Source organism: Glycomyces xiaoerkulensis (genome assembly GCF_002798405.1).
In the GTDB taxonomy this organism is placed as follows: Bacteria; Actinomycetota; Actinomycetes; order Mycobacteriales; family Micromonosporaceae; genus Glycomyces; species Glycomyces xiaoerkulensis.
In genome coordinates this window covers 38,773-50,884 of the sequence record NZ_PGGV01000007.1, presented here as the reverse complement: position 1 = coordinate 50,884, position 12,112 = coordinate 38,773, and the positions used below count along the sequence as shown (strand labels likewise).

10 protein-coding genes are annotated in these 12,112 nt (G+C 70.3%); 6 read left to right on the top strand and 4 right to left on the bottom strand.

Annotated features, from left to right (window positions below; translation table 11 throughout):
- Positions 1–28 precede the first annotated feature (28 nt).
- Positions 29–2,329 (bottom strand): hypothetical protein, encoded by a 2,301-nt coding sequence (locus CUT39_RS02335; RefSeq protein ID WP_157930433.1) that lies wholly within the window; start codon positions 2,327–2,329, stop codon positions 29–31.
- A gap of 115 nt (positions 2,330–2,444) precedes the next feature.
- Between CUT39_RS02335 and CUT39_RS02330 the strand changes: the two genes are divergently transcribed.
- Genes CUT39_RS02330 through arfB form a run of 4 tightly spaced genes read left to right on the top strand, consistent with a single transcriptional unit; the run spans position 2,445 to position 7,436 of the window.
- Entirely contained in the window at positions 2,445–3,251 is an 807-nt protein-coding gene (locus CUT39_RS02330) for an exodeoxyribonuclease III (protein WP_100444338.1), read from the top strand.
- Positions 3,252–3,294: 43 nt separating this feature from the next.
- Positions 3,295–5,790 carry a DEAD/DEAH box helicase gene (locus tag CUT39_RS02325; protein ID WP_100444419.1) on the top strand — a complete coding sequence of 832 codons (2,496 nt, stop codon included), beginning with the start codon at positions 3,295–3,297 and terminating at the stop codon, positions 5,788–5,790.
- Positions 5,791–5,833: 43 nt separating this feature from the next.
- On the top strand, positions 5,834–6,967 hold the full coding sequence (locus tag CUT39_RS02320) for a hypothetical protein (protein ID WP_100444337.1): 1,134 nt from the start codon (positions 5,834–5,836) through the stop codon (positions 6,965–6,967).
- Positions 6,968–7,016: 49 nt separating this feature from the next.
- The gene (arfB, locus tag CUT39_RS02315) at positions 7,017–7,436 is read left to right on the top strand and encodes an alternative ribosome rescue aminoacyl-tRNA hydrolase ArfB (RefSeq protein WP_100444336.1); all 420 of its coding nucleotides are present in this window, start codon (positions 7,017–7,019) and stop codon (positions 7,434–7,436) included.
- 10 nt (positions 7,437–7,446) lie between these two features.
- Here arfB and CUT39_RS02310 read toward each other — a convergent pair whose 3' ends face one another.
- From CUT39_RS02310 to CUT39_RS02300, 3 genes are read right to left on the bottom strand one after another with little or no spacing between them, the layout of a single operon-like run.
- Positions 7,447–8,067, bottom strand: coding sequence for an IMPACT family protein (locus CUT39_RS02310; RefSeq protein ID WP_198586809.1), 621 nt, complete (start codon positions 8,065–8,067; stop codon positions 7,447–7,449).
- Between the two features lie 6 nt (positions 8,068–8,073).
- On the bottom strand, positions 8,074–8,721 hold the full coding sequence (locus CUT39_RS02305; protein WP_100444335.1) for a response regulator: 648 nt from the start codon (positions 8,719–8,721) through the stop codon (positions 8,074–8,076).
- On the bottom strand, positions 8,718–9,062 hold the full coding sequence (locus CUT39_RS02300) for a hypothetical protein (RefSeq protein ID WP_100444334.1): 345 nt from the start codon (positions 9,060–9,062) through the stop codon (positions 8,718–8,720). The genes CUT39_RS02305 and CUT39_RS02300 overlap by 4 nt, the downstream gene beginning before the upstream one ends.
- Positions 9,063–9,537: 475 nt before the next feature.
- On the opposite strand from CUT39_RS02300, the gene CUT39_RS02290 reads away from it, so the two are divergent.
- Both CUT39_RS02290 and CUT39_RS02285 read left to right on the top strand, forming a co-directional pair.
- Positions 9,538–10,482: a LysR family transcriptional regulator gene (locus CUT39_RS02290; protein WP_100444332.1), complete on the top strand. Its 945-nt coding sequence runs from the start codon at positions 9,538–9,540 to the stop codon at positions 10,480–10,482.
- 18 nt (positions 10,483–10,500) lie between these two features.
- Positions 10,501–11,856 (top strand): UDP-N-acetylglucosamine 1-carboxyvinyltransferase, encoded by a 1,356-nt coding sequence (locus CUT39_RS02285; protein ID WP_100444331.1) that lies wholly within the window; start codon positions 10,501–10,503, stop codon positions 11,854–11,856.
- Positions 11,857–12,112 lie beyond the last annotated feature (256 nt).

Below are 12,112 nucleotides of genomic sequence, written 5' to 3'. Positions count from 1 at the left end.
GGCGTCCCAGGCCAGGGCATCGGCGGTGTCACCTGTCGGTGACGGTGTGGCGGCGGGCGGGTCCGGTGCGGGCCGGGGCGGGGCCGGCGGCCTCGGCCGGTTCGGGGCGGGGGCCGACGGCGACCGCGAGCAGCCCGAATCCGATCGAGACGGTGAAGGCGGGGACGGCTATGCCGGAGTCGTTGACGGCGAAGCCGACCGTGGCGACCGCCAGCAGGCCGGTGGCGGCCGCGGCGGTGCCGGTGGCGCGGACGGGGGCGCGGGTTCGCCAGATCCAGGCGGCGGCGATGGCCGCGGCGAGGACCAGGTAGGTGAGGGGTCCGCCGATGGTGCCGATCGCGGCGAAGGCTTTGCGGAGGAGGACGGCGCCGGCCTCGCCGTCGAGGACGGTGCCGACGAATCGGCCCAGGTGGGTCTGGTCGGCGGCCGGTCGCAGGTAGTCGAGGAGGCCGGCGACGGTGAGGACGCCGGCGGCGGCGGCGCCGGCGATGCCGATCGCGGCGAGGTTGAGTCGGCGGCCCCACAGCCGCATGGCGGCGAGGACGAGGGCGGCGACCAGTGCGAGGGTGCCGCCGACGTTGCGGCCGAGGGTGGGGGCGCCGACGATGGCGACCGCGGCCGCCCCGATCACCACTGGTCCGATATAGACGGCGCGGCCGCGCCAGGGGGTGAGGGTGATCACCAGGATGACCGCGGCGGCGAACACGGCGAACGCGTAGTTGCCCAGACCGGAGAAGCGGGCCCCGGCCGCGGCGGTGTACCCCATCGGGGTGTGCAGGGGCCAGGTGGCGCCGGTGAACTGGTCGACTGCGATCAGCGCGGCCGTGGCTGCGGCGACCAGGAGCGCCGGGCGGGCGCCCTCTCGCAGCCACGGCAGTCGGGCCGCGACCGTCAGCGTCCCGGCGACGGCGGCGATGACCAGCCAGAACGTCAGTTCGGGGTGGTCGGCGCGCCACCAGGGCGCGATGCCGGCGGCCACGCCGCCGACCGGGATGGCCGACACGGCGATGCAGGCGGCGGCGGCCGGGCCGCGGCCTCGGGCCGGGCCGGTCAGCAGCCATGCGGCCGCGCCCACCGCGACGATGCCGAGCACCGACAGCGTGGTGTAGAACTTCCAGCCGACCTGGGCGACGGCCGAGGCCGCCCGGGTCTCGTCGACGCCGGTCTCGACGGCGCCGGCCGGGTCGTGATCGGGGTCGGCCTCGACCGTCGCCGGGCGCCCGGCCATCGCCGCCGGGATGTCGGCGCCGATCACCTCGAGCGCGGTGGGGCCCAGGTCGACCAGTTGCATGTAGCCGGTGCGGCCGGTCGTGGCCGAGGTCAACTGGCCCGGTTCGATGCCGTGGCCGGCGTAGATGACCGGATGGAGCCCGGAAGGGGCGGCCGAGTCGGCGATGCCGGCCACCAGGACCCGCCACCGCTCGGGCAGGGCCGCGGCGATGTCGGTGATCGCCGCGTCGGCCTCGGAGGCGGCGGCGATGCGGATCGGGTCGGGCTCGGCGGCGGCCCGGTCGTCGCCGGCCTGGTCGTCCTCGCCGGTGGCGACGTCGGTGTCGGTCTCGCCGATCGCGTCGTAGTCGGTGCTGACGTCGTCGGCCTCGGCCTCGTCGCCGACGATCACCCCTGGGTCGACGATGACCACGTCGCAGGTGTTCATCGCCTCCGGGAGCGCCTCCAGGTCCGGACCCCAGAACGCCAGGTTCCCTTCGGGGTCGGAGGCGGCCAGGGCCGCGCCGACGCCGATCGCGGCCACGCACAGCCCGTCGTCGACCTCGACCGGTTCATCGGCGGCCGCCTCGGCCGCCTCGGCGGCGGCGATCTGGTCGGACTCGAGTTGGGCGACCGCCTCGGCCAGCGACCCCAGCCGGGCGCCGTAGTTGTAGGCGGCGTTGGCGCGCTCCAGTTCGGGCCACCACGGCAGCGTCCACTGCCCGCCGTCGGCCACCGGCGCCGGGATGCGGGACTGGGCCATGCAGTGGGCGTCGCGAGCGGCCAGTCCGCCGGCGCGCGCCCCGGCGCCCAGGGTCACCCATCCGGCCTCCGAACAGGTCCACGACCCGATGGTGCGCACGCTCATCGACCCGGTCGCGCCCCGGCCCGCCAGGTCCCACAGCGCCGGCGTCTCGGCGGGGTCGACGTCCGACCAGGACAGGCCCGGCACGCCCACCACCACGATGCCGCCGGGGTCGCCGGGGTCGCCGCTCTCCTCCTGCGCCGCGGCCGGGGCGGATCCGACGGCGAGGACGGCGGCCAGCCCGGCCGCGGCGGCCGCGAGCACGCCCCGCCACCGCCGCCGGATCCGCTTCGCTGGTTCGGCCGCCACAGTCATGCCCCGTAGTCTATGTGGTCGCCGCACCGGCGGCGGCGCATCCCTGTCCGCCGAACGGGTGTGCCTCGCCACGGGGATGCCGGTCACCGCCGCCCCGACCGGTTAGGCTGGGCCGGTGATCACCATCGCCACCGTCAACGTCAACGGCGTCCGGGCCGCCGCCAAGAAGGGCCTGGTCCCATGGCTGGAGCAGACCAAGGCCGATGTCGTGCTGCTCCAGGAGGTCCGCGCCACCCCCGAGCAGGTGCCCGCCTCGGCCAAGGACGCCGGCGGCTTCGAATGGCTCATCGCCCCCGCCGAGAACGACGGCGCCAAAGGCCGCGCCGGCGTGGCCGTCCTCACCCGCTCCGCGCCCGAGGCCACCCGGATCGGCTTCGGCTCCGACGAATTCGACAACACCGGCCGCTACGCCGAAGTCGACCTGCCCGGCCTGACCGTCGGCAGCCTCTACCTGCCCTCCGGCGAGACCGGCACCACCCGCCAGGAGGAGAAGGAGCGGTTCATGGACGCCTTCGCCGACTACCTCGCCGCCGCAGCCGACCGCGCCGGCCGCCGGAACCGGGAACTGCTCGTCTGCGGCGACTGGAACATCGCCCACGCCGAAGCCGACCTCAAGAACTGGAAGAACAACAAGAAGACCGCCGGGTTCCTCCCCCACGAACGCGACTGGCTCACCGGCCTGTACGAGCGGCACGGCCTGGTCGACGTCGTCCGCGCCCTCCACCCCGACACCACCGGCCCCTACTCCTGGTGGTCCTACCGCGGCAAAGCCTTCGACAACGACGCCGGCTGGCGCATCGACCTCCACGTCGCCACCCCCGGCCTGGCCGACCGCGCCGTCGAAGCCCGGGTCGAACGCGCCGACGCCTACGACCGGCGCTGGTCCGACCACGCCCCGGTCACCGTCACCTACCGGACCTGACCCGATTGGCGGCCCCGCACACGAACGGGCACCATTGACCGATGTGAGCCTGATCGACTACCTGCCCCGGACCGACGCCCCCGACGACGACGAGGTCTACACCGCCTTCGCCACCTGGGCCGAGGACGAGGGCATCGCCCTCTACGACCACCAGGAAGAAGCCCTCCTGGCCATCTGCTCGGGCGCCAACGTCATCGCCGGCACCCCCACCGGCTCCGGCAAGACCCTCATCGCCGCCGCCGCCCACTTCAATGCCCTCGCCCACCAGCGCACCTCCTTCTACACCGCCCCCATCAAAGCCCTCGTCTCCGAGAAATTCTTCGAACTGTGCGCCCAGTTCGGCACCGACAACGTCGGCATGCTCACCGGCGACGCCGCCGTCAACCCCGACGCCCCCCTCATCTGCTGCACCGCCGAAATCCTCGCCAACCTCGCCCTCCGCGAAGGCCCCGACCTCGACTGCGACTCGGTCGTCGCCGACGAATTCCACTTCTACGCCGACCCCGACCGCGGCTGGGCCTGGCAAGTGCCCCTCCTCGAACTCCCCCGCGCCGCCTTCACCCTCATGTCCGCCACCCTCGGCGACACCACCTTCTTCGAAAACGACCTCACCCGCCGCACCGGACGCGAAACCACCCTCATCACCGGCGACACCCGCCCCGTCCCCCTCGAATACGAATACCGCAAAACCCCCCTCCACGACACCGCCGAAAACCTCGCCGACCACGACCGCACCCCCGCCTACATCGTCCACTTCACCCAAGCCGCCGCCCTCGAGACCGCCCAAGCCCTCTCCAGCCTCAAACTGGTCGACAAAGACACCAAAACCGCCATCAACGCCGCCCTCGGCGGCTTCCGCTTCACCACCAAATTCGGCGCCACCCTCGCCCGCCTCGTCCGCTCCGGCATCGGCGTCCACCACGCCGGCATGCTCCCCAAATACCGCCGCCTGGTCGAACGCCTCGCCCAAACCGGCCTACTCAAAATCATCTGCGGCACCGACACCCTCGGCGTCGGCATCAACGTCCCCATCCGCACCGTCGTCTTCACCGGCCTGGCCAAATACGACGGCCGCCGCACCAGGCGCCTCCGCGCCCGCGAATTCCACCAGATCGCCGGCCGCGCCGGCCGCGCCGGATACGACACCATCGGCTACGTCGTCTGCCAAGCCCCCGAACACGTCATCGAAAACGAGAAAGCCCTCGCCAAATTCGGCACCGACCCCAAAAAACGCAAGAAAATGGCCAAAAAGAAACCCCCCGAAGGCTTCATCGGCTGGTCCGAAGACACCTTCAACGGCCTCGCCGAAGCCAACCCCGAACCCCTCACCAGCCGCATGCACATGAACCACGCCATGCTCATCAACCTCCTCGCCCGCCCCGGCAGCGCCTTCGACCACACCCGCCACCTCATCGAAGACTCCCACGCCGACCGCCCCACCCAACTGCGCATGGCCCGCACCGCCCTCACCATCGCCCGCACCCTCCGCGACGCCGACATCATCGCCATCGAAGACGGCACCATCAAACTCACCGTCGACCTACCCGACCACTTCGCCCTCAACCAACCCCTCGCCCCCTTCGCCATCGCCGCCCTCGACCTCCTCGACCCCCAATCCGACACCTACCCCATGGACATCGTCTCGATCGTCGAAGCCACCCTCGAAGGCCCCGGCCAAATCCTCGCCGCCCAACGCAACAAAGCCAAAACCGACGCCATCGACGCCATGAAAGCCGACGGCCTCGACTACTACGACCGCATGAACCGCCTCGAAGACGACGACATCGACTACCCCAAACCCCTCGCCGACCTCCTCACCGAAGCCTTCGACGCCTACCGCCTCAGCCACCCCTGGGCCGCCGACTACCAACTCCAACCCAAATCGATCCTCCGCGAAATCTGGGAACAGCACATGACCTTCGGCGAATACATCGGCGCCTACCGGCTCCCCCGCGCCGAAGGCCTCCTCCTGCGCTACCTCACCAGCGCCTACAAAGCCCTCACCCAAACCCTCCCCGCCGGAACCGGCGGCACCGGCGGCACCGAACTCGACGACCTCACCACCTGGCTCGGCGAAACCATCCGCCAAACCGACTCCTCCCTGATCAACGAATGGGAACAACTCACCAACCCCGCCGACCAAGACGACGACATCGACATCGGCCGCCCCTCGACCGCCTTCACCGCCAACGAACGCGCCTTCACCATCGCCGTCCGCAACGCCGCCTTCCGCCACATCGAACTGGCCGCCGCCGACCGACCCGACGCGCTCGCCGCCCAGGACACCGGCTGGCCCACCGCCAAATGGGACACCGCCCTGGAGCGGTACTACGACACCCACGACGACATCGGCACCACCACCGCCGCACGATCCGACCAATTCCTCGACATCGACAAGCACGACCGCACCTGGACCGTCCGCCAAGTCATCGACGACCCCGCCGGCAACCGCGACTGGGCCATGACCTTCACCGTCGACCTCGACGCCAGCGACGCCGCCGGCACCGTCAAAATGACCATAGAGGACTTCACCGACTGATCGGCCAATCCACGCAAGACGCCGGGATTGATAGCATCGCGCGGTGCCACCACTCCTCCCCCGCCACGCCCTCGACGGACCGCCCACCCGCACCCGCTGGACGATCATCCTCACCGCCGCATGCGCCCTCCTCGCCTGGCACACCGACTGGACCGATCTCTACGACCACCTCCGCGACGCCGCCACCCCCACCCTCAGCGAACAATACGAATGGGGCACCACCGACCTCGCCGACAGCGACGCACTCGACGATCCCGGATACCTCCTCGACGGCATCGACGACCCCACAACCCGCCGACTCACCGCACCCGGCCTCACCCTCGACCTGGCCTGGGACCCCGACCTCACCATCACCACCGTCCGACTCCAGGCCTACCGCGACGCCTTCGGATCCGGCCACCGACTCGGCATCGCCGCCGATTCCACCACCGAAAGCGGAACAAACTGCCTCACCGCCCGCATCAACCTCCCCGACCGGTTCAACGCCGTCCGAACCTGCACCCGAACCGATCAGCACCCCCCGGTCGACATGGCCGAATTCCTCGGCAAGGAAACCAACGACCGCTGGCGCCCCGACTCCCTGTACGTCACCCAGACCGCCAACCTCGACGCCGGCGGCTACCACGCCCCCACCCACATCGACTACTACGGCCTCGGCGTCGACCTCGGCGACTCAAACGAATCAGCGCTCTGGGGACCCCACTGGTCTTGGCCGATGATGGGCGACAACTACCAGCACTGCGACGCCCTCGACCAGACCCTCAGAATCGAAGACCTGCACCTGACCGACCGATACAACGACCCGGCCGAACATCAAGGCCGGCTCCTCGAACCGGCCGACGACCGGCGGCCCGCCCGCCCCACCGAAGGACAACTGCGCACCCCCGCCTGCATACCCGTCCTCGAACGCGGCAGCCCGAACCCGCAGACCTACCACCACTTCGCCGCCGAACCGTTCCAGAAACAGACCAGCACCCCCATGTCCGGATGGACCCGCTACAACGCCGCCACCCGCACCCCCCAGCCCATGCGCACCGCACTGGTCACCGACATCCGAAGCTGCGACTCCACCGTCCACCACTGCACCGCCGACCATGAAATCAGCGAACACTCGCTCAACAATGGACCCGGCGCAGCATGGATGACCGACCTACTCGGCATCCGCCCCCAGTCCTGACACAATCGAACCGAACCCCACGCCCGCCGCACCCGAGAGGAGCCAGCGCGTGCCAGTCCGAGTCACCGACGACATCCTCATCCCCGACGCGGAGCTGACCTGGCGCTTCTCCCGCTCCTCCGGACCAGGAGGCCAAAGCGTCAACACCACCGACTCCCGCGTCGAACTCTCGTTCAACCTGCGCGACACCAAAGCGATACCGGCGCCGCTGGCCGACCGCGCGCTGGCCCGCCTGGACCGGCACCTGGTAGACGGTACGCTCACGGTCACCTCCGCGCAGTTCCGCTCGCAGCTCCAGAACCGCAAGGCGGCCACCGAACGGCTCGCCCGGCTGCTGCGCGAAGCCGTCGCCGCGCCGCCGCCGAAGCGGCGCGCCACCAAACCCTCCAAGGGCGCCAAGCGGCGCCGCCTGGAAGCCAAGCGCAAGCGCTCGCAGACCAAGCGGCTGCGCCGGGACCTGGGCGACTGAGGCGCCGGGCTCAACCGGCCGGCAGCTCCACCCGGACCGCGCCGCGCGGCTCCACCAGCACCGCCCCCGACGTCTGCACCAGCAGCCAGTCCTCGAATACCTCGGCGTCGGCGCAGGCCAGATCGAACTCCACCACACCCCCATAGACCACTTGCAACAGACGGACGTCGCCCCGGGCCCGCAGCAGCCCCTCCAGGCTCCCGGCCCGGCCGTAATCGGCGGTCACCACCAGCCGCGGCCAGGACGCCAGCGCCACCACGCCCGCCTGTTCGACCGCCGCCGTCACTGCCGCTCCGTAGGCGCGCACCAGACCGCCCGCGCCCAGCTTCACCCCGCCGAAATAGCGCGTCACCACCGCGAGCACATCGGTCAGATCACGGCCGCGCAGCACTTCCAGCATCGGAGCCCCCGCCGTCCCGGCCGGCTCGCCGTCGTCGGCCGACCGCTGCACTCCCCCGCCGTCGAGTACATGGGCGGTGCAGTTGTGGGTGGCGTCCCAGTTCGCCTTCCGGTGAGAGGCGATCCGCTCCCGTGCTTCGGCTTCGGCCCCCACCCGGTAGAGCGTGCAGACGAACCGGGACCGGTTCACGACCGTCTCGCACGTGTACTCCTCGACGGCGATGGTGCGCACGGTGATTCAGCCTACGACGCCGTGTTCCCAGGCCCACACGGCGATCTCGGTGCGGTTGCGCGCTTGCAGCTTCATCCGGGTCGCCTCCATGTGGGTCTTGACCGTGGAGACCGACACGAACAGCTTCTCGGCGATCTCGGCGTTCGTCCGGCCCCGTGCTACCAGCTCGACCACGTCCAGCTCCCGTTCGGTCAGGACCTCCTCGGGCGGCGGTCCCTGCGAGGCCGGTTCGCTCAGGCGCTCCAGCAGCCGCACCGTCACCGAAGGCGAGACCAGCGACTCGCCGTCGGCGGCGGCCCGCACCGCTTCCACCAGCAGCGTCGGGCCGGAGTCTTTCAGCAGGAACCCCGTGGCGCCCGACCGGAGCGCCCCGTAGACGTACTCATCGGTGTCGAAGGTGGTCACGACCACGATGCGCGGGCCGGAGTCGTTCGCGCCCGACAGCAGCGTCCGGGTGGCCTCCAGTCCGTCCAGCCGCGGCATCCGGATGTCGAACAGGCACACCTCGGGCCGGAGCCGCCGCGTCAGGGCGACGGCCTCGGCCCCGTCGGCCGCGTCGGCGACCACCTCCATGTCGGGTTGGGCGTCGATGATCGCCCGGAAACCGGCCCGCACCATCTCCTGGTCGTCGGCGATGAGCACTCGAATCGTCACACGTGCAGACTATCGCCGACCCCGACCAGCTCCAGTTCACCGGTCGAGGTCATCGCCGCCGGACTCGCCGCGGTCGGCACGGTAGCGGCGGCGACCGCCTCGCGATGCCGCACGATCAGGGTGACGATCACCATCACCAGCCACGACACCTCCAGCAGGATCAGGCCCCAGTCGCCGCCCATGATCGCCGAGGACAGCAGGATGAGGCCGCCGAAGGCGACGATGATCAGCGACGAGGGTTGGGTCGCCGCCAGTCGCCGGGTCTGGATGAGGACGTAATTGACGATGCAGAGCAGCGCGCCGCTGATCTGCAGAAACATGCGCAGGTCGAACTCCGGCATTGCAGGTGAACTTTCTTTCGTCTCGCGGCAGGGCAGCAGGGAAGGAGGGCACGACGAAGGCCGCCGCACCAGGGCGGCGTTCGTCGGAGAATCCGGAGAGATCGGCCGGGGGCCGGGCCTAAGCGGTGGCGGCCTGCTTCGTCGGGCGGCTGCGAGCGGTCACGATCGCACGGGACCCGCGCAGCACCCTGGTCTGAAGTGACCCGCAGGCGCAGCGGGTCCACAAGGTGACCCCCGACGGCGTCGGATGGACCGAGACGGTCGCAACCGGTTCTTCCTCGGGCCAACCGCAGTACGGGCAGCGCAGCATGGGCCTTCCTCCTCACAGGGTGATCGGGATTCGACGAGTCCGGGGCGCGATCGCGCCCGTGCATCGAATGTACGGCTGGATTGGCGCGGGGGACAATACGGCTGCGGCTTGAGTTTGCGAAACTCATCGTGAAGTGAAGGCTTAAGCGTCGGGAGGGGCCACGCCGTGATCGATCTGCGCCGACTCCACGTGCTGCGCGCCATTGCGCACCACGGGACCGTCTCGAGCGCGGCCAAGTCGCTGCACATGTCGACTTCGGCCGCCTCCCAGCAGATTCGCCTGCTGTCCAAAGAGCTCGGGGTACCCCTGCTCGAGCCCCACGGCAGGCGCGTGCGGCTGTCCTCGGCCGCCCAGATCCTGCTGGCCCACATCGATGCGATCGAGGCGATGTGGCGCCTGGCAGAGGCCGAACTCCAAGCCACCGAGGGCGAACCGTCGGGGCTGCTGCGCCTGTGCGGGTTCCCCACCGCCATCTCCACGCTCCTGGCTCCGCTGGTCGATCGCGCCCGCGACCGCTTCCCCGCCATGGAACTGCGGCTGCGGGAGACCGAGGCCTCGGAGAGCTTCGATCTGCTGTTCGCCGGCGAGGCCGATCTGGCGCTGGTGGAGGCGACGCCGGACAACCCGCCGCCGGAGGACATCCGCTTCGACTCGCAGACGGTGTTCACCGACCCGTTCGACCTGGTCGTGCCGGGCGGACACCACTACGTGGAGGACGAGTCGGTCGACCTGCGGTCGCTGGAGCGCGAGCCGTGGGTCCTGGGGGTGCCGGGGTCGATCCACCGCAGGCACGTGCTCACCGCCTGCTCGAACGCGGGGTTCCGGCCCACCGTGGTGGGTGAGGCCCGCGAATGGGCCGTGATCGCGATCATGGTCGCCCACCAGATGGGGGTCGCGCTCATCCCCCGCCTGGTCGATCTGCCGCCGCACCTCGACCTGGTGCGGGTGCCGGTCAGCGGGCCTTTCACGCCGTTCCGGCACTTCCGGGCGGTGACGCTGCGCGGCGGGGAGGGCCGCCCGTCGGTGGCGGCGGTGTTGGAGCTGCTCAACGAGCTGGTCCGGGAGGCCGAGGGCATCGGTCCGGCGCAGGAGTATCCCGAAGCGTCCTGAAACCGATAGGCTGTCGCCATGTCCGATACCGAGACCGGCGTGGCGGCGGCGCCGGCCCCGATGCACCTGCGCGTCCGCGGCGGCACCACGTTGTCGGGGTCGATAGACGTCAAGACCTCCAAGAACGCCGGTGTCGCCCTGCTGTGCGCGAGCCTGCTGAACCAGGGGACCACGACGCTGCGGCGAGTGGCCCGGATCGAAGAGGTCAACCGGATCCTGCGGGTCCTGGACAGCATGGGCGTGCGGCACCGCTGGCTCGGCGACGACGGGGATCTGGAGCTGACCCCGCCCGAGCGGCTGGACCTGTCGCGCATCGATGCCGAGGCGGCCCGGCGGACGCGTTCGATCATCATGTTCCTGGGGCCGCTGCTGCACGAATACCCCGAGTTCGAACTGCCGTTCGCCGGTGGGTGCGACCTGGGCGACCGGACGGTCGAACCGCACATGGTGGCCCTGCGCCGGTTCGGGCTGTCGGTGGAAACCTCCCACGGCTGCTACCACGCCTCGGTCAAGACCGAGGTCGAACCGCCGCGGTCGATCGTGCTGACCGAACGCGGGGACACCGTCACCGAGAACGCGATCATGGCCGCCGCCAGGTTCCCGGCCGTGACCACGATCCGCAACGCCTCCTGCAACTACATGGTCCAGGACCTGTGCTTCTTCCTCGAGCGGCTGGGGGTGCGCATCGACGGGATCGGAACGACCACGATCACCGTCCACGGCCGCGGCGAGATCGACACCGACGTCGACTACGCGCCCTCTGAGGACCCGATCGAGGCCTGGAGCCTGATCGCGGCGGCGATCGTGACCGAATCGGAGGTCACGGTGGGCCGGGTGCCGATCGAATTCGTCGAGATCGAGCTGGCCTGCGCCGAGGAGATGGGGCTGCGCTATTCCTGCGGCGAGGAGTACCTGGCCGCGAACGGCCGCACCCGGCTGACCGACGTCACGGTCCAGCCCTCCCGGTTGCGGGCCCCGACCGACAAGATCCACCCGATGCCGTTCCCGGGTCTGAACATCGACAACCTGCCGTTCTTCGCGCTGATCGCCTCCTGCGCCGAAGGATCGACCCTCATCCACGACTGGGTGTACGAGAACCGGGCGATCTACCTGACCGAGCTCAACCGGCTCGGGGCCCAGGTGCGCCTCCTCGACCCCCACCGGATCTATGTGGATGGACCGGTGCGGTGGTCGGGCACCGAGGTGGTGTGCCCGCCGGCGCTGCGCCCGGCGGTCGTGCTGCTGCTGGCGATGCTCCGCGCCAAGGGCACCTCCGTGCTCCGCCACGTCAACGTGATCCACCGCGGATACGAGCAGCTCGTCGAGCGCCTCCAGAAACTCGGCGCCGAGATCGAGGTCTTCTGGGACGAGTGAACCCCGCTGGCATGTGAGGCGTCCGGCTCCCTAGCCTCGCCTGCTTTGAACCTGAGCGCCGGAGGCTGTTGGTGAGGGCGCGGGCGCAGCCCGCGTTCGTCAGTCGGGTTTCGGGTGAGCCGGTGCGGCAACAAAGATGCATTGTAATCAATATATAATCTGTTCAATGCTCAGATTTTCTCCGAATGCACGGAAATTGTGCACGACCCTGGAATCGTCGTCCGGCCGCATTCACCTGGAGCGGTTACGGGGATTG

Bases quoted from the DNA above. Each gene is read 5' to 3' on its own strand.
- CUT39_RS02335 (WP_157930433.1), bottom strand. From the start codon at position 2,329: ATGACTGTGGCGGCCGAACCAGCGAAGCGGATCCGGCGGCGGTGGCGG.
- CUT39_RS02300 (WP_100444334.1), bottom strand. From the start codon at position 9,062: ATGCCGGAGTTCGACCTGCGCATGTTTCTGCAGATCAGCGGCGCGCTG.
- CUT39_RS02285 (WP_100444331.1), top strand. From the start codon at position 10,501: ATGTCCGATACCGAGACCGGCGTGGCGGCGGCGCCGGCCCCGATGCAC.